Origin of the sequence: Roseibium aquae (assembly GCF_008711285.1) — a bacterium.
Taxonomy (GTDB): Bacteria; Pseudomonadota; Alphaproteobacteria; order Rhizobiales; family Stappiaceae; genus Roseibium; species Roseibium aquae.
Genome location: NZ_VXDC01000023.1, coordinates 1 through 19,745, shown reverse-complemented (window position 1 = coordinate 19,745; position 19,745 = coordinate 1). Strand labels below are relative to the sequence as shown.

Genomic DNA, 19,745 nt, shown 5'->3' with positions numbered 1-19,745 from the left:
GAGGAAGACGGCATTGTGAGCCTGCGCGATGAACTCGCAGCGGTGAAGCTGGCGCACGAGTGCCTCGTTGACTTCGCTGCTGGTAAAGTCGAATCCGTTCAGGTCCCTGTAGGCTGGAAAGCGTGCCCGCACCAGGAGCCTCGGCAGGATGGCGGCAAGGCCGACCCGGCCGCGTTCTTCCGGCGATGGCAGCGGACGCAGCCGCGCATCCGCAGGTAAAAGGCGCCAGCGGGCCACCAGCACGCTGCCCGCCCGCTCAACGACGCGCGCCAGCGCATGCTCGCCGCAGATGCCCATGAAACGCCCGAACGCCTTGTCGCCAAAGCTTCTGACGCCCAGCGAGCGCCGCACCGAACTGTGTGGCCTCCTGGCGCTCGGATTGGTTCGGTTGCGGATACGGGAGACGGGCGAAGTATCTGACGATACTGGAGAACGTTGCCTACACTATCCGCCCGACCAATGCCGTCATGCAACTCCAACTCACCGGAGAAATGCATGAACAAGTCCGATCCCATCCCCGCGCGACTGGCCGCGCTCAAGACCACGACCACGCCCGACCTGAAAAAGCAGTGGCGCGATCTGTTCGACAGCGAGCCGCCGCCCTTCAACCGGCGCTACCTTGAATCCCGCCTGGCCTATCGCATCCAGGAACTCGCCTATGGCGGGCTGAAGCCCGAGACGATCCGGCGGCTTGAACGGTTGGGCGAGGAACTGGACGGCGGGGACAAGAGAAAGCGCGGCATCCGCGCCGATCGCGACCGCCCGATCACCGGCACCCGGCTGCTGCGCGAGTGGCAGGGTGTCGAGCAGATCGTCACCGTCACCGCCGACGGCTTCGAATGGCAGGGGCGGCCCTACAGGTCGCTGTCCGCCATCGCCCGCGCCATCACCGGCACGCGCTGGAACGGGTGCCAGCCGCGACATCCAGAGGGTTTTCGTAAACCACGGTCTGAAAAGGCCGCTCGTGCACTATGCATCCACCGTCGATGACGCGCTCGCGCAGGCCAGCGCGGATAATGATGATCGCCAGGACGCCGCGTGATGCCGGATTGCGCACAGGAGCGGCGTTACCGTCGCCAAAGGAGCAGTCCCGAGGAGCGCCGCCGTTTTGTCCTGACTGCGCTTGAAAGGCCCCGCACTCAAGCCGAATTGCGGGATGCACTCGGCATGAGCAACAGCGGCATTCTCCACCTCCTGCCGCGGCTCGAAAGGGACGGCCTCGTCCGTCCGGCCGAGCGGGTGGCCTGGACCCGGATCTGGGAAAGAGCGCGAGGCTCCGGCTGAAGTCATGATAGATACTGATCAGGAGGCACAGTTGGGACCTGATCGCGCCTGCTCGCGCATCACGGCGTAGTCGGCCAGCATTTCCGCGATCACCGATCCCTCCGGCAACCGGGCAAGTTCCTCGGCCGCCCGCGCCTGGAACTCCCTGTCATACTCGACGAAGGGCGGGCACGCCGCGAGCCAGCCTTCCTCAGAACGAACCGTCGCGCAGCCGCTCAGCAAGCTCGTCGCGATCGCGAGGGCGGCGAGCCGCCGCCTCCAGCATCTGGCGTTGGACATCATTGGCCTTCTCTGTTGTCTTGAGGCGTTCAGCGAGGCGTCCCGCTCGTTCGCCAGTGCGCCGAAGCGCAAGCAGAAACAGGAGCACGGCGAGGACGATGGCGCCGTAGCGCAGCGCCGCCCGCATCCACGGGCTCGTGGCGATCCCGCCGAGCAAGGTGCCGATCACCGCCGCCCCCGGCGCCAGTCATCGAGGCGGGCGTAGATTGTGACCGCGATGCCGCCCAAGGCGACCACGATGAACACCCAGCGCAGGGTATCGAGATACGGGACCAGCGGCAGGACGGCGCTTTGCGTCTCCGCCAGCACCTGCTGGGCCACTTCCACCCCGGCCGCGCCGAGCGTCGCGACACCCGCCGCCCCGCCACCCTTCATGGTGCGGCTGTCAGCCAGCACTTCGCGCGCGGGCGGAGTCTCGGCTGCAAATGCCGTCGCCCGGACTGGGAACCGCTCGCCCCACTGACGCGCAGGGCCAAGGTCGACATGGATGAACCCCGAGCGCGGGTAGAACCCGAAGCCGAGGAACCCGACCTCGCGCGCCGCTGCCTCGAACGCCACCGGGTCGTGGTTCGCCATGGCGATGTCGAAGGCGGCGCCGTCGAGGTGCTTCGACCGGGTGGCGCCCCCGACGGCACGGTTGTGCTCGGGGCTTCGATAGGCGGAACGCACGATCAGCGGCTTGCCCAGCCGGTCGCGTAGCGCCTGCAGCTTGTCGAGCGCGGGTGCGTTGATGAGCAGCTTGCCGGTGCCCCGGCAGGCAATCTCGGCGGGCGAGAAGTTGGGCCAGCGCCAGGTGCTCTCCGGGGCGTCGCGCCAATGGCGGTGGAAGGTCGTGGTCATGGGGGTCCTCCAAAACGAAAAACCCGCCTCGAGGGCGGGTCATTGCGGGCTGATGAATGTGGATGGGGCGCGGCTACGGGCTGCCGCCGAAGATCTTGAGCTTGATCGCGATGCCAGCGAGCAGCGCCAGCATGACGCCGGTGGTGATCATGCGGACGGCCGTCTGCATGGCGGTGCGGCGGACCAGCCGGATGCAGTCCACCAGGGAGCGCAGATCGCGGATGTCGAGGGCGGCCTCGTCGCCGTCGAGGCCGACATCGGCGAGCGCGCGCTTCGCGCCTTCCTCGGCGGCGCGCGTCAGGATCGCCTCGAACTCGGCGTCGGGCATGCGCACGAAGCCCTCGGATCGGGGTGGGTTCATCGGATCCTCCTTCCGCCGCTCAGCCGACCTTGCAGCCCCAGAAGGACGTGTGGTCGGCGGCGAAGTAGCCGTCCGCGACCCGGAAATATCCCTGCAGCTCGACGGTATTGCCGGCAGTCAGCGGGACCATCGTCTGCAGCCAGAGCGCCGTCGCCTCCGAGACATGCGCGCCGCTGATCTCGCCGAACGAGCCGCGGATCTCGTTCGTGCCGTTCAGCACGAGCCGTCCGCTCATTCGCGCCGACGTACTGGCGTTGACCTTGTAGAGCAGCGTCGCGCCGAAGAGGTAGGTGCCGTCCACGGGGGCGACGAAGTGGTTGTTCGCGGCGTCGAAGGCGCCCTGGTCGTTGGTGTCGGTGTTGTTCAGGCCGATCTTCGTCCAGGTCCCGACGCCGACATAGTTGTCGTAGTTCGTGTATGCCTTGAACCGGGGCAGCCGCGGCTGGTCGACGATGCCGGTGGCGTTGTCGACGCTGAGCCCGTCGAAGAAGGTGCTGCCGTCGGCCGAGACCGCGAGACGGAACCGGTCAGAGCCGAACAGTCCCACCAGCGCCTTGGTCACGAAACCGGTCTGTAGCGTCAGCCCGAGATCGTCGCCCGCAGCCTCCTTGTTCATGGTGTAGAAGAGATCGCCGGTACCGCCCTCGGCCATGGTCTTCGCCGTCCAGAGCGCGGCGTTCAGCTTGGCCGAGAACGGGTTCGACGCATCCGCCGTGGCGCCGACCCCGAGGAGCGCGAGGTTCTGCAGCGCGTCTGGCGTGGTCCCGACCCAGATGGACCCGTCGTAGACCAGCAGCAGCCGTTCTCCGGGCAAATGGTCCCTCGGACTATTTGCTAATCCGTCGAACTCCTCGAAGCCGACATTCGGCACCAGGCCCGGCATTGGCTTGATCCCGACCAGATTGTTGAAGGCGGCCGGCACACACCCCGAACCTGCTGTATCTGTGCCGAGTGCAAGCTCGCCAGCCCGGCCACGACCGTGACGGCCGAGCCGGACGAGGAGCCGTCGGAGACATAGGCCTGTATACCGAGCGCGGGGCGCCATGGGCTGAGCGCGTGCCATTGAGGCCCGTGGCAAACTGGTCGAGGTTGGTCTTGCCAATCACCAATGCGCCGGCGGCCTTGACCCTGGCCACGACAGTTGCATCCTTTTCGGGATAATATGCATAGGCCGGGCAGGCAGCGGTGGTTGGCAGGCCTGCCACGTCAATATTGTCCTTCACCGCAAAAGGCACGCCCCAGAGGGCCAAGCTGTTTACCTCAGGCGCGCGCTCCATCAGGGATTTTGCCGCCGTCTACAGATCGTCTGCTGGTGTTTCGGTGATGAAAACGGCAGGATCATCGGAGTCCTCGCGGCGGGCAATGACCTCCTCGACGAGGTCCAGCGGCGTCAGCCCGCTGGCATAGGCGGCCTTCAGCGAGGCGAGATCGAGAACAATGGGCAGCATTATTGATCCTCCAAGATGACCAGGACATCGCCGGCCTTGACGTTGCGACCCGGCCCGGCCCGCAGATCCCGGACGCGGCCGGCAGCATGGGCGGTGACGGTAATTTCCATTTTCATTGACTCGATGATAGCAAGCGTATCCCCAGCCTGCACGGACTGGCCTTCTTCGACCAGCAGTTTCCAGACATTACCGGGCACGGCACTCACAACGCCGAAGCAGCCTTCGGGGATATCGCCGTCGAGGCTAACGCCTGCGCCGTCATCCACCTGGAACGAGTCGAGCCCCTCGTGCTTCCAGCGCTTCCGCTCCGCCTCGAAGGCCGCCTGCTGTCCCTGCTTGAAACCCGCGATACTTGCCGCATTGTGGGCCATCTCGACCTCGTAGTCGGCATAGGAGAAGGTGCCCTCCTCGATCCGGATCGGATAACCGCCACGCGGAAAGGCGGCGCGGGCCTCCGTCAGTTCTTCGTGGCTCACGGGGAAGAAACGGATCTGGTCGAAGAAGTCGAGCAGCCAGGGTTTGTCCTTGGCGAAGACATCCGTCTGGTGCCAGGTGTTCCAGACTTGGATCGTGCGCCCGAAAAGCTGATAGCCCCCCGGCCCCTCCATGCCATAGATGCACATATAGGCGCCGCCAATGCCGACAGCGTTTTCAGGTGTCCAGGTGCGGGCAGGATTGTACTTCGTCGTTACCAGCCGGTGGCGGGGATCGATGGGGGTGGCGACCGGCGCGCCGAGATAGACATCGCCGAGGCCCATCACGAGATAGGAGGCGTTGAAGATCGTATCCTTCACCGCCTGCTCGTTGGGCAGCCCGTTGATGCGCCGTATGAACTCGATGTTCGACGGGCACCAAGGCGCGTTGGGCCGTAAGAGTTCCTGATACTTGCGCATGGCCAGTTCCGCATCCGGATCATTCCAGGAGAGCGGCAGCCAGACGGTCCTGCTCGGCACCTTCACGGCGGAGACCGGGGGGAGGCTTTTCTCGATCTCGGCGAGTGCTCCCAAGAGTTTCGAGCGGGACAGCGTGGTGCTGTCATAATGGATCTGCAGCGAGCGGATGCCGGGCGTCAGGTCGATCAGGCCCTCGAGCCTCGATTGCCTGACCGCCTGAATCAGCAGATGGACGCGCATGCGGATGCCGATATCGAGCTGCATCGGGCCGTATTCGACCAGTAGGTTGTCATCACCCTGTCGGCGGTAGACCACAGGCACATCAACCTCCTCGACGGTTCCAACCACCGCCGAGCCGGCTACTTCCGGGATACACCTGATCACGGGACCGGCAAGCGGGTCGCTTTTGCGCGAGACCGGATGAAACCGGATCCTGTCCCCCGGCTTGAACTGACCCATCTTCCACTGCTCGTCGCGGGCAATCACCGCCGGGCAGACGAAGCCGCCGAGGCTTGGGCCGTCGGGGCCGAGGATGATCGGCATGTCGCCGGTGAAATCGATCGCGCCAATCGCATAGGCATTGTCATGCAGGTTGGAGGGGTGAAGCCCCGCCTCGCCACCATCGGTGCGCGCCCATTTGGGTGCCGGGCCGACTAGGCGCACACCCGTGCGCGCCGAATTGAAATCCACCTCGTAAGGCGTCGAGAACAGCGTCTCGATATCGTCTTCCAGGAAGAAGTCGGGCGCGCCATGCGGACCGTAGAGCACGCCGACGGACCATTCGCGAGTCAGTTCCGCCGGCTCGGTTGCCGGCAGGATATCCGTCTGGTTTCGACGGGCTATGCGCAGCACATGGCCGGCGCGCAGCGTGCCGATGGCATTGCCGCCGAACTGGCCGAGGCCGAAGGTGGCGCGGGAGCCCATCACCAACGGTGCATCGAAACCGCCGGATACCGCCAGATAGGCGCGCTGGCCGGCACCGGTGATGCTGCCGATGGCCAGCGTCTGGCCGGCCTTAATTGGCACTGCCTCGTCGTGTGGCACCTCGACGCCGTCGAGCTTCATCGGCATGACCGCGCCGGCAAGCGCGATCACGGTATCGGAGAAGAATTTCAGCACCGGCCCCGAGACGGTGAGTTCCAGAGCCGCCGTATGATCGTGATTTTCGACCAGCCGGTTGGCATGCCGAAAGGAGCGTTCGTCCATCGGTCCCGAGGGCGGCACGCCGACATGCCAGAGGCCAAGGCGGCCCGGTAGTTCCTGCAGACTGGATTGCGCGCCCGGGGCGATCACCTCGACAACATCCGGCACGAAGGCGAAATCCCTCAAGGCCGTGGTCGCGACATCGCCGCTGCGGAACAGGTTGGAGGCGGCGATAGCCTTCAGATATTCGAGATTGGTCTCGATGCCGGTCAGCGAGGTTTTTTCCAGCGCGGATGAGAGCGCGGCAATAGCTGTATCGCGATCGGCACCCGAGACGATGACCTTGGCAAGCATGGGATCGTAGAAGGGCGTAACCTCGGTTCCCGTCTCCACCCAACCGTCAACGCGGATGCCATCGGGGAAAACCACCTCAGTCAGCAGTCCGGAACTAGGGCGGAAGTTGGAATGGGGCATTTCGGCATAGACGCGCGCTTCGATCGCAGCCCCCTTAGGCACGAGGTGTTCGTTGCCGGTCAGCACATCTTCGCCGGCAGCCTGGCGGATCATCCATTCGACCAGATTCATACCGAAAACGGCTTCCGTGACCGGATGCTCGACCTGCAGACGGGTGTTCACCTCAAGGAAGTAGAATTCCTCGTGGGCGGGATCATAGATGAATTCGACCGTCCCCGCGGATGCGTAAGCCACCTGCTGGCCGAGCAACACAGCGGCCGCATGCAAGCGCTGACGCACCGCATCGGATAGACCCGGGGCCGGCGTTTCCTCGATCACCTTCTGGTTCCGGCGCTGCAGAGAGCAGTCGCGTTCGCCGAGTGCAATCACCCTCCCCTTGCCGTCGCCGAAGATCTGCACCTCGACATGGCGAGCCTTGGAGACGAAGCGTTCGAGATAGACGCGGGCGTCGCCGAAACTGGATTTTGCCGTACGCTGGACGGTGTCAAAGGCTGCGGAGAGGGCTTCGGCGCCGCCGCAAAGCTGCATGCCAATGCCGCCGCCACCGGCTGTCGACTTCAGCATCACCGGATAGCCGATCTGCTCAGCTGCGGAGAGCGCCTCTTCCCGGCTGTCGAGCAGGCCGGAGCCGGGCAAGAGCGGCACGCCGCTCGCCTTGGCCAGTTCGCGCGCCGTGTGCTTCAGGCCGAAGGCGGAGATATTGTCCGGCGTCGGGCCGATGAAGGTGATGCCTTCCGCCTTCAGCCGCTCGGCAAAGCCGATGTTCTCCGAGAGAAACCCATAGCCGGGATGCACGGCTTCGGCACCGGTCTGACGGCAGGCGGCGATGACCGCCTCCACGTTCAGATAGCTTTCACTGGCCGGCGCCGCTCCGAGGCGCACCGCCTCGTCGGCCATGAGCACGGGTTTCGAAAACCGGTCGGCATCGGAATAGACCGCAATGCTTGCGATCCCCATTTGTCGAAGCGTCTTGATGACGCGCACGGCGATTTCGCCGCGATTGGCAATAAGAACTCGTCTGAACATCAGGCCGCCTCGTCGTCCCAGACGAGGACCCGGATCGGCGTGGGATCGAAGCCGTTGCAGGGGTTGTTGATCTGCGGGCAATTGGAGATGACGAGCAGCACATCCATCTCCGCCTTCAGCTCGACATAGTCGCCGGGGGCGGAAATGCCGTCGACGATGGTCATTTCGCCTGAGGGTTCGATCGGCACGTTCATGAAGAAGTTGATGTTGGGCACCACGTCGCGCTTGCTCATGCCATGCTTCGAAACCTCGATGACGAAGTTGTCGCGGCAGGCATGCAGGTATTTCGTGTAGTGGCCGAAGCGGACCGTGTTGCTCTCGCAGGAGCAGGCGCCGGCGGAGGTATCGTGCCGACCACAGCTGTCGGCGGTGACCGTCAGCATCACGCGGCCTTCGTTGGAAATCACCTTCGTCCCGGTCGAGATATAGGCCGCCCCCTGCTCGCGCATGGTGTCCTGGCTGGAATAGCGTTCGGAGAAATCATGGGCGTTGTAAAACAGCGTATCGACGGCCTGCTGTCCATAAGTGTCCTCTATACGCACCACCTGACCTTGTCTGATGAAGGTCGAAAAGGGTGCTTCGGCAGCGATGTAGTGATCCTGCGCGGTGTTGGAGAGAGTGCGAACGGGAGAGGTCTGGATGAAACTGGTCATGATCGCCTCTCCTCTCAGAGCGCCGCAAAAGCGTTGTTTTCGAAGCCCCTGACGGCTTCGGCGGTGGCGGTTCGGTAGAGATCATCAGCTGCCGGCTCGGTAGCCGCGATGCGGGTGATGCTGACGGGATTGGGGGCGTAGACCGGGTTCGGATCGAGCGGATGCGGGCAATTCGAGAAGCCGACGATCATGTCCATCTCGGCGCGCAGATCGACATAGTCGCCATCGGAAACGAGATCCGCTTTCCACCCGAACCTGCCATCGGCATCAACCCGGACGGGTGCGAAAAGGGCGAGAGCCGCTGGAATGTCGCGCTTGTCGAGGCCGGCCTTGGTGGCGATGAGCACGAAGTTGTCGCGGGTGTTGCGCAGCGCCGGACCGTTCTGGCCGGCATATTTCTTCGCGTTGGAGGAAGCTGTCGAGCCCCCCATCAGCACGTCATGAGCGCCGGAGCTGTCCTCGGTGATCGAGAACATCACCTTGCCCATGTCGGAGAAGACGACACGCCCCTTTCCAAGCCCGGTGGTCCACTGCACCTTGACGGTGTCCGGCAGGTTCATGCGCTCGGTCGGGTCCTCGGCGTTCCAGGCGACGACCGATACGGTTGACAAACCTTCGTCGAGCTCGATGCGCAAGGTCTCGCTGGCCTTGACGCGGGTCCACCAATACCAGCCGCCGGGCAGCTTTTCCTGATGCACGATCTTCTCGGCAGCAATTGCGGGCGCGGGCTTTTCGCTCTTGACGGGCAGCGCCTTCGGTGCGAATTCCAGCCCCTTCTTCTGATGCTCCTCGTAGCGCGCCCGGTTGGCGGCGATCTCTTGCGCGGAACGTCGGATATGCATGCTGATCTCCAGTGGTTTCGTTGGCCGGGTCGTCCCGGCTATTGACCCTTTGAAGAGACCGGGCCGTCCCGGTCGGGGCGAAAGAGGGAGGCCTCGCCCGCCTTGCGGGGGGGCCAGATGGCGATGTCGCGGGTGATCGTCGCGCCGTAGCGGAGCTTTTCCTCCGGACGATCGCGGGGACGATCGAAAGCCACTACACGGGTCGCGAGCGTGAAGGCCTCGCGCATGTCATGGGTCACCATGACGACGGTCATCGGCGCTTCGTGCCAGAGCTTCTTCATCAGCGTATGGATCTCGGCGCGAATGCCCGGATCGAGAGCACCGAAAGGTTCGTCGAGCAGCAACACCTTGGGCCGCATGATCAGCGCCTGGGCGAGTGCCAGTCGCTGCTGCATGCCGCCGGAGAGCTGGGCCGGATACTTGTCTTCAGAACCGGCAAGGCCGACCGCCGCGATCATCGTGCGGGCTTCGTCCTCAACCTCGCGCTTGGCGGCACCGAACAGGCGAGCGGCGAAGCGCGAGGCTTTCAGCTCCTTGCCGAGCATGACATTGCCGAGCACGGTCAGATGCGGGAAGACAGAGTAACGCTGGAAGACGACGCCGCGGTCCGGCCCTGGCTCCTTCGGCAGAGGGGTGCCATCAAGCAGGATCTCACCCTTGGTCTGCTGCTCCTGGCCGAGCAGCAGGCGCAGGAAGGTCGACTTACCGCAGCCGGACGGGCCGACCAGTGCGACGAAGGCTCTGGATTCGATCTCGATCGAGGCATTCTCCAGCACGATCTGGTCGCCATATTCCTTCCAGAGGTTTTTGATGGAGAGCGCGCTCATTTGCCCTTCTCCAGTTCGGACCAGGGGAAGACGGCAATGCGCAGGCGATCGAGCAGGATGTCGGTCAGGATCGCGAGCAGCGTGATCCAGAGAACATAGGGGAAGATGACGTCCATGGAGAGATAGCGACGAACGAGAAAGATCCGGTATCCGAGGCCGCTGTCGGAGGAAATCGCTTCGGCCGCGATGAGGAAGAGCCAAGCAGGGCCAAGCTGCAGGCGGAGTGTGGTTATCAGGCGCGGCAGGATCTGCGGCAGCACCACCCGCAGTGCAATCTGCCAGGAGGAGGCAGAGAGCGTTTCGGCCTTGACGATCATCTCGCGCGGCAGGGCAAGTGCCGTCAGGGCCAGATCTCTGACCATGATCGGCGCGACGCCGATAACGATCAGCGCGATCTTCGAGGCCTCACCCAGCCCCATGACGATGAAGAGGATCGGAAGCAGAGCCAGTGGCGGCACCATAGAGATAGCATCGACAAAGGGAGAGAGCATGGCCCGTGCATAGGGCAGGGTGCCTATGACGAGGCCGAGAACAAGGGCAATCAGGATCGAGATGCCAAGCCCTGCGGCAAGGCGTGTCAGGCTGGCGGCGGTATCGGTCCACAGCAGATAGTCGCCGGTGCGCACATCCGGCGTAAATGCCATCCGCTGGATCGCAGCACCAAGAGCATCAAGTCCTGGCAACAGCTTGTCGTTCGGATTGTCTGCCAGCCTCTCGGCGGACCCAATCATATAGGCGGCAAGCAGCAACAGGAAGGGCAGCAACGCCAGTGTGAGGCGTGCGCCTTGTCCGGGCTTGGTATTGATCCAGCGCATTCGGGGTGATCCTCACGGGCAAAATGGGAGAGGGCCGACCGATGCGGCCCCCGTCCTCTCTGAAAGTCCTTGCTCAGAGTTCTCCCTTGGCAGCCATATCCATGTAGGTGGTGGTAAAGCGGAACTTCACATTGGCACTGTCACCCAGCACCGTTCCATCCGGCATTTTAATGCCGATCACGTCAGCCGAAGGCGCACCACTTCCGAGCAGACCCTTTTCGAACAGAAAGTTGCGGACAAGATCCATTGTTATTGGAAGATCGGGAGAGGCGGTAAAGGCGACAGCATCTTCTGCCTTGTCGAAGAGTTTGGTCGCGGCCATCTGTGCTTCAAAACCGGCAAGGTCGGTCCCCGAAGCCGCGCCCATGGCGGTGCGGGCTGCCGTACCTTCAGGCGTATCGGCGGTCATGATCGCCATCGTCTCGTACCAGATGCCGGCAAGTGCCTTGCCAAAATCGGGGTTATCTTTCAGCACATCCGTATTGGCGACCATCAAGTCGATGATTTCCCCGGCGATCTCAGAGCTGTCGAAGACCTTTTTGGCAGAAGGCTCCTCCAGGATGGTCGAGACCAGCGGGTTCCAGGTGACAACCGCCGTAACGTCAGCTGTCTGGTAAGCGGCAACTATGTCGGCATCCGAGGTGTTGACCACCTTCACATCGTGTTCGGAGAGGCCGATACTCTCGAGGGCTCGCGCCAGGAGATAATGCGAGACGGAGAACTCCACCAGGTTGATGGCCTGTCCCTTGACCTCTTCAAGGGAAGTCTTGTCCTTCAGGATCAGCGCATCATTGCCATTCGAGAAGTCCCCGACGATCATGGCGGTCGTGTCCACGCCGCCTGCGGCCGGAATTGAAAGCCCGTCCATATTGGTGAGCGTCACCGCGTCATAGGCGCCCGCCGTATACTGGTTGATCGACTCCACATAGTCGTTGAACTGCGTGACCTCGATCGTGATTCCGTATTTGTCGGCCCACTTCTTCACGATACCGGTGTCATTCGCATAGCCCCATGGAATCCAGCCGACATAAATCGACCAGGCAACCTTGAAATCGGTCTTTTGCTGCGCCTGGGCTGTCGCAACCCCGGACAATGCCACCGTCGCAGTCAGGAGCGAGATGAATAGAAATCGTGAAAAAGTCTGCATGTTCAGTTCCCCTTCTGGCTTTTCGAGAAGGGATCGGCATGACCATCGCGCCGCCAATCCCTTGGCTTACGAGGTCTCCCGGGCTTTTGTCCCGCCGTGCATCCGGAAGGGATGTCTCCCCCTGCCGGTGGCAGCTCTCGGACCAGCCATGCAAAACGCACCGGAACCCTAGCCGCCAAACTCTGAAATCAAGATAACAAGAGTCGTGCCAGTCCGTAAACGGCAGCTGGAATCCCGGCTATTTCAGAGTCTAAGACAGGTTGGTGACTGGAAAAGCGGCAAAGTAGCAAGCTCTCCGCCCAATGAAGAGGCAACAGAGTATCGTTCGCTCTTGGCATCTTGTGCTGGCCGAAAAAGGGGCCCCATCGCAAATAGCCCATCTAATGATGTGTTGATCGTTCCTGGGACACAAACGTTCCCGATCCCGAGGCAACTGTTCAGACCAATGGTCGGTATTCGTCTGACAGGGAAAGGGCAATCTGTTCGACGAAACGCGAGGCGGCGAAGCCAAGGCCCTGCAGCGTCCCTTGCCGGATGACAAACTGATCCTTTTGCCTGTCTGAGGGTTCAGGGGTGGTGTGCGCTGCCGACCGCAACTGCCTGATGACGGCGATGGCCGGGTGCTGGCACTGGTCCGAACGCCAATCCGGGATTGTCAGCAATTCACCCCAAAGCAGTGATTGGAAGCGACGGCAGCAACCACCTGCCAGTGGCCAGCGGCAGTTTCTACCAAAAATCAGCCTGCCGCAGATGGTGGCAGAGACTTTGTGGCACTGATCGGGACTGATTGCGCAGCAGTTCGCGCCCGTCTGCCGCCCTCAAACAAGCGCATTCGATAATCGCGCGAGTTCCACCGACGCTAAATTTTAGGGCATGCCGCCTAAAAACCGGGCGGTTCGGGCGCAGCGGGGTCGCTCGGCGCTCCAATAGCCGCAAAGCGTAAGCGGGCACTCCCCGGAGCAGCCATACGGCACGATTCTTGCATCGAAAAAGCCAATGTAAGTATTGAAAGCTCGTTCTGGTTAACAGTTAGGCAGTGTGGAAATCTGCTCAAATGAGCGCCACCCGTGCTCAGATCCGCACAAGGAGCTAGTGATGAAAGAAAACACACTGAAGAGACTTCTCCGGGCTTCTGCCGCCATTGTGGCTGTCGTTGCATTGTCTGGCGCTACCACCGTCAACGCTCAGGACCTGACAAAGGTCAAGGCTGGTCACCTGGTCGCAATCGACATGGCGCCGTTGTTTGTTGCCAAGGAGAGCGGCTGCTTCGCTTCCGAAGGGCTGGATGTCGAGACTGTGTTCTTCGCCAATCCTGGAGACAACAATGCGGCACTCGCCGGTGGCGCAATCGACTTCAGTACCAATCCGTTCACCCTGCCGTTTTTCGCGGCCAACAGCGGCGTCGACATTAAGGTGGTTGCAGCCGCCGGCGGCTGGGGCGTGATGGAAGTCATCGCGCAAAAGGAAACGGGCCTGGCCAGCATTGCCGACATTACTGCCTACGCGGCGGCCGGCAAGCCCAAGCTAAAAATTGCGACACTTCAGGGTGACACTTTGGAGTTGATCCTCACGGATGCCTTTGCAGCTCAAAATGTCGATCCGGCTGTGGTCGAATTTGTCTATTTCAACGATCTTCTTGCGATGGTTGAGGCCTTCAGGGCCGGTCAGGTAGAGATCCTCAGTCACATTAAGCCCTATACCAGTGAGATGATTGCCGAGAAGGGGGCCCTTCTGCTGACGACGAATGCAGCCATTTGGGGTCCGATGTCGCCGAACACCGTGGTCAGCGTGCTTGGCAAGACCCTCGAGGAGCGACCCGATGTGGTTGCTGCTTATATCAAGGGACTGATGTGCGGAGCCAAGATCATTAACGAGACGCCGGACAAGGCAGTCGAGCTTCTAGCAACCGGCAACTACTTCCGCGTCAGCGGCGATGTGCTCCTGGCAGCTTTCAAGTCCGCCCCAGCGCCGGTCTCGTTCATTCCAGACGTCGACTCCATCCAGAAGGTCGTCGGCTCGCTCGCGGCGCTCGGCTATATCAAGGGCGACGTCGCTGCCAAGGACATCTTTGACCTTGTCGTCGCCGAGAGCCTCCAGCCGTGACCAATGCCAGTAAAGCCGCCCCCATCGTCCTGGGTACGCTTTCCCTTCTCACCGTCCTTGGACTTTGGGAGTGGTCAGCGGCGGCTGGTCTGGCAGTCTCTACGGTGCTACCACCGCCAAGCCAGTTCATGGCGGTGGTAGCCGAAAGCGGGTTCCGCATCGGCATGGGGTCGCAGGCTTCACCCATTTCACAGAGCCTCGTCTCTACTTTCCTGCGTGTGTTTACCGGAATGGGGATCGCATTTGCGGCTGCGATCCTGACCGGCGCACTTCTCAGTCTCTCTCGAGTTGCGACTTGGTGCATCAGCCCATTGCTTTATCTGTTGGCACCGATTGCGCCCATCGCCTGGATCCCGACTGCGATCGTGGTGTTCGGCATTTCGAATACCGCCGCAATCTTCATCGTTTTCATGGGCGTCTACTTCGTCCTCACCATAGCGACCCTCTCCGAAATCCGTCGTATTCCGCCGGAGTTTCATACTGTGGCCGCGAATCTGGGGGCCTCGCCGTTTGAACGCTTCTACCGCGTGACACTGCCGGCAATCCTGCCAGGCGTTTTCGTTCTGCTGCGGTCTAATTTTACAGCCGCTTGGATGGCCGTGCTGGTGGCCGAGATGGTGGGTCTGCGCGACGGACTTGGTGCCATCATTATGATGGGGCGCAACCTTTTCAATAATGATTTGATCCTTTTTGGCATGGTGATCATAGGAGTGTCCGGCTTCGTGGTGGATCGCGTCCTCAACTTTATCAGCAACAGGATCGTGTGGTGGAGAGTATGACGATCTCGCCGCCAATGGATGTCGACAGCTTGCCGCCGGATATTGCCGCAGGTTCGTGCGTGCGGCCAATTCTTGAGGCCAGCCGCCTGAGCATCTCCTATCCCGGACAGCGAGGTACGGTTGTCGCTCCCCTCCAAGATTTCTCTTTGGCCATCCAGACCGGCAAGATCACCTGCATTCTCGGGGCATCCGGCTCGGGCAAAACCACCCTGCTGCGAGCACTGGGCGGCTTCATCACCGGCGCACCCACCGGCGGCGTGCTGTTTAAGGGTCGCTACCTTCAGGCGCCGACGCCTGAGATCGTTATGATATTTCAGGAAAACAACCTATTTCCTTGGCTCAACGTGCGCGACAATGTGGGGTTCGGCCTTCGCTATCGCCCCTGGACTGGCGAGCAAAAGGAGAGCCGGCTCTCGTCGATTATCGAGACCGTGGGCCTGGCAGACGCCATTGATCGCTATCCGCACCAGCTTTCGGGTGGCATGCGCCAGCGTGCCGCCATTGCCCGCGCGCTCGTCACCGAGCCTCGTGTATTGCTACTCGACGAGCCGTTCAGTGCTCTCGATGTAACACTGCGCCGCCGGATGAGCGAAATGACGAACATGATCTGGAGCGCGCTTGGCACGACCATGGTCATGGTGACCCACAACGTCGAAGAGGCCATTACCATGGGGCACCGTGTTGTCATTCTAGGGTATCAGCCAGCTCGGATTATCCTGGATGAGGACACAAGTGACCCTGAGTTTAAGGATCGCTATGGAACTACGTTCCTGGCTCTACAACGTCGTATCGAGAATTTGATCGAGTGAGGCATCTATGAATGGAATTCATGACATGGGCGGGCTGCACGGATTCGGAGAAGTGCCAGTAGAAACTGATGAGCCGGTATTTCATGCGCGCTGGGAGGGCCGGATATTTGCGATGACCCAGGTGCTCGACACAACCGGCATCTACAATTTAGACGAGCATCGACACGAGATCGAACTGATGCACCCTGCAGACTATCTTCGAGACGGCTATTATGGTCGATGGCTGTTCGCCATGGAGCGTATTCTTGATCGTAAGCTAATCCTCCGCCGCACGGAGGTTGATCGGCGGCTTGACGAGCAGGCGGCTAATATCCCGAAGTTTAGTACCCTGACGCCTCAACGCCAGTGGCCTCTTACTGCCCAACAGAAGATCCGCTGGGGCGCTCAGCGGCCGGAGGAGCCCATCACCCCGTCGTTCGCCGTCGGCGACCGGGTGCGGGTACGCAACCTGCACCATTCTGGCCACACACGGCTCACCGCCTATGTCCGCGGTCGGGCTGGCGTCGTGAGCAAAGTCAACGCGGAGTCTTGGATCTATCCCGATACCCGAGCCCACAACGTCGGCGATAACCCGCAGGCTGTCTACAATGTGACATTCGATGCCCAGGAGCTCTGGGGCGATGCCGCCGAGCCAGGCACAAAGATCAATGTTGACCTTAGCGAAGCCTACCTCGAGCACGACGAGACTTGACCATGACGAACCACGATACCGACAATCATGACCATGACCATGACCATGCGCACCACCACAGGCACGCGGACAGCGAGCGCCCGGGGCATTCACATGCACCAACCAAACCCTGGCAGGCGACGCGGGCCGAGGCCGTGGAGGCGCTGCTGCATGAACTGGGTGTTATCGATTCCGCCCGGGTCGATGAAATCGTCCAGCACTACGAGGAAAAAGTTGGCCCCAAGACGGGTGCCAGGGTGGTTGCACGGGCCTGGACTGATCCGGCATTCAAACAAAGGCTGCTTGCCGACGGGCTAGCTGCCTGCGCTGAGCTGGGCATTGGCGGCCCGGAAACGGAACTGCTTCATGTCGTCGAGAATACCGACAATGTCCACAACGTGATCGTCTGCACCCTATGCTCCTGCTACCCTTGGCCTGTTCTGGGGTTGCCGCCTGCCTGGTACAAGTCCAGCGCCTACCGCAGCCGGTTGGTTCGCGAGCCGCGCACGGTTCTTGCTGAAATGGGGCTGTCGCTGGCGCCTCAGGTAGAAATCCGGGTCTGGGATAGCGTCTCGGAAATTCGCTATCTGGTGCTCCCGCAGCGTCCAGCTGGCACCGAGAACATGAGCGAAGACGAGCTGGCAGCGCTCGTTCGTCGCAACGCCATGATCGGTGTCGCAAAGGTTGCAGCACCTGAGGTGCCATCATGATTGCAGCAGAAAGCTCCATAGATCCCGAGGATAAAGACCTCGCATTCGCCGAACCCTGGAATGCACGGGCATTCGCGCTAGTCCTGGCCTTGTCGGAACGCGGCTTGTTTACGCTCAAGGACTTTCAGGGGGAACTCATCGACAAGATTGGGGCTTATGAAAAGCTCGGGTGCATCCGCACCGACGAGGAATACTACACCCACTGGGTTGAGGCATTGACGGCGCTTCTTCGACGCCGTGGTTTGCTTTCAGCCGAAGCAGTCTCGGCGATGGAAGCCAGTCTGGTTGCTGTCGCTGCGGCAACGCGGGAGCACCAGCATGATGCTGCCTATGGCCCGGAGGGAAAGCTGCGGGTCGAGCCTCTGGTCGTTTTTGGGCCGGGCGAGTGAAGCTCTCTAACTACGATATCCGCCAATTGCGGGTCTTTCTGGCTGTAGTAGAGTGCGGCGGGTTTTCCGCAGCAGAGAGCCTATTGGGGATCAGCCAGTCGACTATCAGCACCCATATTGCTGAGTTGGAGCGGCGTCTGGGTTATCAGATATGCAAACGTGGCCGGGCCGGGTTCGAAGTCACAGAACGTGGTCGTGCCCTGCATGTCTCGACGCTCAAGCTGGTTGATGCCTTCGCCGAGTTTGAAGACAAGGCACTCATTCTCAAGGGTGCCGTCGCTGGCCGCTGTCGGCTTGCTCTCATTGACAATCTGATTACCGACCCCCGCTGTCCGATTGTGCCAGCTTTGCGATCACTGTCGACATTCGAACGCGGCCCGCGCACCTCCATTGATATCCTGTCGCCGGCAGAGATCGAGCTCGCCGTGGCGGCTGGGCGAGTCGATCTGGGCGTGTCGATTATCGAAAAGCGGCTCCCATCCCTGCGCTACACGCCACTCTATCGCGAGCTGGATGTACTCGTGTGTGGGGCAGCGCACCCCCTCTTTCATGTGCATGATGAGGATAAGCTCCGCGTCGCTGTCAGCGAAGCACCTAAGGTGATCCGCACCTTCCTGAACCACTCTGATCTGTTTCCCATCGGCAATCGCGAAGAATTAATCGCGGGCACCGTCACCAGCGTTGAGGCTGCGGCCTACCTGGTCTTGGCCGGCACTCATATTGGCTTTCTTCCCGAGCATTATGTCTCTGCCTGGGTGCGCAGTGGCGAGATGCGGATTATCTTGAGAGACCAATACATGCGCGCCTCCGAAATAGTGCTTATTGAGCCGATGAACGATCAAGGGGCGGACCTTGGCGTACAGCGCCTGCTGCAGGAGCTGTTGCCCGCTGCGCGGCAAGCATCTGCAATCTCGATATAGGCATTGAGAATTCAGTGTGGGTCGTTCGCAAAGTCTGCCGCAGATTGCATGCAGAGACGGGATTCGGAGGTTTCCATAATGCAATGTGCAGCTGTTGAGGCGATCCCGGAGCCGTGGCCATTGAACCCTTCCGACTGGCCGCTTAGTGCGGCCCTTCTCATCATCGATATGCAGCGCGACTTCTGTGAGCCCGGTGGCTACATCGCATCGATGGGCTATGGAGTGGAGCATGTCGACCCACTTATACCCCGCATCGCGGCGGTGCGACACCGGATGGAACGCTTCGGAGCAAAAATCATCTATACCCGCGAGGGACATCGACCTGATCTGGCGGATCTGACGCCTCAGAAGGCAGCACGTTCGCGCCGCGGCGGTGCCGAAATCGGAGCACCTGGTCCACTCGGACGCTTCCTTGTCAGGGGAGAGCCTGGCTGGGATATCATCCCTCAACTCTCACCGGGCAACAACGACATCGTCATCGACAAGCCGGGATACAGCGCCTTTCATGCGACGGATCTTGAGCAGATCCTAAGGGTCCATGGTGTGCGTTGTCTCGTCCTCTGTGGCGTGACCACCGATGTCTGTGTCCATTCGACGCTGCGCGCAGCGATCGACCTTGGATTCGATTGCCTGGTGCTGGAGGACTGTTGTGCTGCAACTGTGGCCGAACACCATACTTCTGCCATCGGCACAATTGCTACAGAAGGAGGAATTTTCGGCTCGGTTACTTCCAGCAAGTCTCTACTGGCGGCTACCGAAAACCTGCAGGATTTGGACGCTTTTTAGCGTAACGTTATCGGCAGCGATTGCTTCTCGCTGAAAGAAATGGGTATGGAGCAATATGCGAGAGCTACATTCAAGGGGACTATCCAGAATCTTGTGCTCGGGCCGGTTTCATTCATACGCTCTGAAGCGTTCTTCGAAGAGAATGGCGAACTGGTTTTTCGCCTCGACCCATTCGCGCGGCGGCGGTTCGCCTTGCCCGAGCCCTGCTCGTTCTCCAGATTCTCGTCGAGCTCGCTGTTCAGGATGCGCTCCGCCAGCGCCTTCTTCAAATCGTCAAGCAACCCGTCCTTGCTGAAAACTTCGTTAGGGTCGCGGTCGCCAAGCTACTGATCCAAAACCTGTTTCGATATGGCCATGCGATGATACTCCTTTTTCCATCATCATGACCCGAAGCACAGAATTCGTGACAGTCCCCATTCAAGCCGCGTGAAGCCACGCTTGCCCTTCACCGTCACCAGTTGTTCGGCCGTCAGCTGTTTCAGCCATTCGCTGTCACTCCATGAAGGCAGGTGCACTGTTCCCGCCGGGAACGAGGCACCGGCGGTGA

19 protein-coding genes, 4 pseudogenes and 1 riboswitch are annotated in these 19,745 nt (G+C 61.3%); of the genes and pseudogenes, 9 read left to right on the top strand and 14 right to left on the bottom strand.

Annotated elements, in window-relative coordinates; all coding sequences use genetic code 11:
* Positions 1-351: pseudogene (locus F0184_RS21155) on the bottom strand (hypothetical protein); the annotation flags it as partial.
* Between the two features lie 144 nt (positions 352-495).
* Here F0184_RS21155 and F0184_RS20030 point away from each other — a divergent pair.
* A complete protein-coding gene (locus F0184_RS20030) occupies positions 496-990 on the top strand; it encodes a DUF2924 domain-containing protein (protein WP_208998581.1) in 495 nt (164 codons plus the stop codon).
* A 312-nt stretch (positions 991-1,302) separates the two neighbouring features.
* Here F0184_RS20030 and F0184_RS20020 read toward each other — a convergent pair whose 3' ends face one another.
* The 11 genes and pseudogenes from F0184_RS20020 to F0184_RS19965 form a co-directional block, all read right to left on the bottom strand.
* The gene (locus F0184_RS20020; protein ID WP_150497921.1) at positions 1,303-1,566 is read right to left on the bottom strand and encodes a hypothetical protein; all 264 of its coding nucleotides are present in this window, start codon (positions 1,564-1,566) and stop codon (positions 1,303-1,305) included.
* A 162-nt stretch (positions 1,567-1,728) separates the two neighbouring features.
* Positions 1,729-2,403, bottom strand: a complete 675-nt coding sequence (locus F0184_RS20010) for a YcbK family protein (RefSeq protein WP_150497919.1) — start codon at positions 2,401-2,403, stop codon at positions 1,729-1,731.
* 73 nt (positions 2,404-2,476) lie between these two features.
* Positions 2,477-2,764: a DUF6127 family protein gene (locus F0184_RS20005; RefSeq protein WP_036708271.1), complete on the bottom strand. Its 288-nt coding sequence runs from the start codon at positions 2,762-2,764 to the stop codon at positions 2,477-2,479.
* A 19-nt stretch (positions 2,765-2,783) separates the two neighbouring features.
* Positions 2,784-3,647, bottom strand: a complete 864-nt coding sequence (locus F0184_RS20970; RefSeq protein ID WP_244299383.1) for a hypothetical protein — start codon at positions 3,645-3,647, stop codon at positions 2,784-2,786.
* Positions 3,621-4,212, bottom strand: a pseudogene (locus F0184_RS19995) (amidase family protein); the annotation flags it as partial. The gene F0184_RS20970 and the pseudogene F0184_RS19995, both read right to left, overlap by 27 nt.
* Positions 4,212-7,748 carry an urea carboxylase gene (gene uca / locus F0184_RS19990; RefSeq protein WP_150497918.1) on the bottom strand — a complete coding sequence of 1,179 codons (3,537 nt, stop codon included), beginning with the start codon at positions 7,746-7,748 and terminating at the stop codon, positions 4,212-4,214. The pseudogene F0184_RS19995 and the gene uca, both read right to left, overlap by 1 nt.
* Positions 7,748-8,401: an urea amidolyase associated protein UAAP2 gene (locus F0184_RS19985; RefSeq protein WP_150497917.1), complete on the bottom strand. Its 654-nt coding sequence runs from the start codon at positions 8,399-8,401 to the stop codon at positions 7,748-7,750. The genes uca and F0184_RS19985 overlap by 1 nt, the downstream gene beginning before the upstream one ends.
* 14 nt (positions 8,402-8,415) lie before the next feature.
* Entirely contained in the window at positions 8,416-9,243 is an 828-nt protein-coding gene (locus F0184_RS19980) for an urea amidolyase associated protein UAAP1 (RefSeq protein WP_150497916.1), read from the bottom strand.
* Position 9,244: 1 nt separating this feature from the next.
* Positions 9,245-10,070 (bottom strand): annotated as a pseudogene (locus F0184_RS19975) (ABC transporter ATP-binding protein); the annotation flags it as partial.
* Complete coding sequence (locus F0184_RS19970; protein ID WP_150497914.1) at positions 10,067-10,885, bottom strand: ABC transporter permease; 819 nt, start codon at positions 10,883-10,885, stop codon at positions 10,067-10,069. The pseudogene F0184_RS19975 and the gene F0184_RS19970, both read right to left, overlap by 4 nt.
* A 73-nt stretch (positions 10,886-10,958) precedes the next feature.
* The gene (locus tag F0184_RS19965) at positions 10,959-12,032 is read right to left on the bottom strand and encodes a putative urea ABC transporter substrate-binding protein (RefSeq protein ID WP_150497913.1); all 1,074 of its coding nucleotides are present in this window, start codon (positions 12,030-12,032) and stop codon (positions 10,959-10,961) included.
* Between the two features lie 73 nt (positions 12,033-12,105).
* Positions 12,106-12,215: riboswitch (guanidine-I (ykkC/yxkD leader) on the bottom strand.
* Positions 12,216-13,127: 912 nt separating this feature from the next.
* Here F0184_RS19965 and F0184_RS19960 point away from each other — a divergent pair.
* The 8 genes from F0184_RS19960 to F0184_RS19925 all read left to right on the top strand — a co-directional run bounded on the left by F0184_RS19960 (position 13,128) and on the right by F0184_RS19925 (position 19,198).
* On the top strand, positions 13,128-14,135 hold the full coding sequence (locus tag F0184_RS19960) for an ABC transporter substrate-binding protein (RefSeq protein WP_150497912.1): 1,008 nt from the start codon (positions 13,128-13,130) through the stop codon (positions 14,133-14,135).
* A complete protein-coding gene (locus F0184_RS19955; RefSeq protein ID WP_206668391.1) occupies positions 14,132-14,914 on the top strand; it encodes an ABC transporter permease in 783 nt (260 codons plus the stop codon). The genes F0184_RS19960 and F0184_RS19955 overlap by 4 nt, the downstream gene beginning before the upstream one ends.
* Complete coding sequence (locus F0184_RS19950; RefSeq protein WP_150497911.1) at positions 14,911-15,723, top strand: ABC transporter ATP-binding protein; 813 nt, start codon at positions 14,911-14,913, stop codon at positions 15,721-15,723. Before F0184_RS19955 ends, F0184_RS19950 begins: the two co-directional genes overlap by 4 nt.
* A 7-nt stretch (positions 15,724-15,730) precedes the next feature.
* Positions 15,731-16,414, top strand: a complete 684-nt coding sequence (gene nthB, locus F0184_RS19945; protein ID WP_150497910.1) for a nitrile hydratase subunit beta — start codon at positions 15,731-15,733, stop codon at positions 16,412-16,414.
* Between the two features lie 2 nt (positions 16,415-16,416).
* Positions 16,417-17,103 (top strand): nitrile hydratase subunit alpha, encoded by a 687-nt coding sequence (nthA, locus tag F0184_RS19940; RefSeq protein ID WP_150497909.1) that lies wholly within the window; start codon positions 16,417-16,419, stop codon positions 17,101-17,103.
* Positions 17,100-17,492: a nitrile hydratase accessory protein gene (locus tag F0184_RS19935; protein WP_150497908.1), complete on the top strand. Its 393-nt coding sequence runs from the start codon at positions 17,100-17,102 to the stop codon at positions 17,490-17,492. The genes nthA and F0184_RS19935 overlap by 4 nt, the downstream gene beginning before the upstream one ends.
* Entirely contained in the window at positions 17,489-18,412 is a 924-nt protein-coding gene (locus F0184_RS19930) for a LysR family transcriptional regulator (protein ID WP_150497907.1), read from the top strand. The genes F0184_RS19935 and F0184_RS19930 overlap by 4 nt, the downstream gene beginning before the upstream one ends.
* 78 nt (positions 18,413-18,490) lie before the next feature.
* Complete coding sequence (locus F0184_RS19925) at positions 18,491-19,198, top strand: cysteine hydrolase family protein (protein ID WP_150497906.1); 708 nt, start codon at positions 18,491-18,493, stop codon at positions 19,196-19,198.
* 131 nt (positions 19,199-19,329) lie between these two features.
* On the opposite strand, the pseudogene F0184_RS19920 reads toward F0184_RS19925, so the two are convergent.
* Positions 19,330-19,554 (bottom strand): annotated as a pseudogene (locus F0184_RS19920) (transposase); the annotation flags it as partial.
* 24 nt (positions 19,555-19,578) lie between these two features.
* On the bottom strand, positions 19,579-19,713 hold the full coding sequence (locus F0184_RS19915) for a terminase gpA endonuclease subunit (RefSeq protein WP_244299381.1): 135 nt from the start codon (positions 19,711-19,713) through the stop codon (positions 19,579-19,581).
* Positions 19,714-19,745 lie beyond the last annotated feature (32 nt).

Excerpts from the sequence above, each read along its gene's own strand:
- F0184_RS19925 (WP_150497906.1), top strand. The coding sequence starts at position 18,491 with ATGCAATGTGCAGCTGTTGAGGCGATCCCGGAGCCGTGGCCATTGAAC.
- F0184_RS19960 (WP_150497912.1), top strand. The coding sequence starts at position 13,128 with ATGAAAGAAAACACACTGAAGAGACTTCTCCGGGCTTCTGCCGCCATT.
- F0184_RS19950 (WP_150497911.1), top strand. The coding sequence starts at position 14,911 with ATGACGATCTCGCCGCCAATGGATGTCGACAGCTTGCCGCCGGATATT.
- F0184_RS19970 (WP_150497914.1), bottom strand. The coding sequence starts at position 10,885 with ATGCGCTGGATCAATACCAAGCCCGGACAAGGCGCACGCCTCACACTG.
- F0184_RS20010 (WP_150497919.1), bottom strand. The coding sequence starts at position 2,403 with ATGACCACGACCTTCCACCGCCATTGGCGCGACGCCCCGGAGAGCACC.
- nthB (WP_150497910.1), top strand. The coding sequence starts at position 15,731 with ATGAATGGAATTCATGACATGGGCGGGCTGCACGGATTCGGAGAAGTG.
- F0184_RS19965 (WP_150497913.1), bottom strand. The coding sequence starts at position 12,032 with ATGCAGACTTTTTCACGATTTCTATTCATCTCGCTCCTGACTGCGACG.
- uca (WP_150497918.1), bottom strand. The coding sequence starts at position 7,748 with ATGTTCAGACGAGTTCTTATTGCCAATCGCGGCGAAATCGCCGTGCGC.
- nthA (WP_150497909.1), top strand. The coding sequence starts at position 16,417 with ATGACGAACCACGATACCGACAATCATGACCATGACCATGACCATGCG.
- F0184_RS20020 (WP_150497921.1), bottom strand. The coding sequence starts at position 1,566 with ATGATGTCCAACGCCAGATGCTGGAGGCGGCGGCTCGCCGCCCTCGCG.
- F0184_RS20005 (WP_036708271.1), bottom strand. The coding sequence starts at position 2,764 with ATGAACCCACCCCGATCCGAGGGCTTCGTGCGCATGCCCGACGCCGAG.
- F0184_RS20030 (WP_208998581.1), top strand. The coding sequence starts at position 496 with ATGAACAAGTCCGATCCCATCCCCGCGCGACTGGCCGCGCTCAAGACC.
- F0184_RS20970 (WP_244299383.1), bottom strand. The coding sequence starts at position 3,647 with ATGCCGGGCCTGGTGCCGAATGTCGGCTTCGAGGAGTTCGACGGATTA.
- F0184_RS19980 (WP_150497916.1), bottom strand. The coding sequence starts at position 9,243 with ATGCATATCCGACGTTCCGCGCAAGAGATCGCCGCCAACCGGGCGCGC.
- F0184_RS19985 (WP_150497917.1), bottom strand. The coding sequence starts at position 8,401 with ATGACCAGTTTCATCCAGACCTCTCCCGTTCGCACTCTCTCCAACACC.
- F0184_RS19935 (WP_150497908.1), top strand. The coding sequence starts at position 17,100 with ATGATTGCAGCAGAAAGCTCCATAGATCCCGAGGATAAAGACCTCGCA.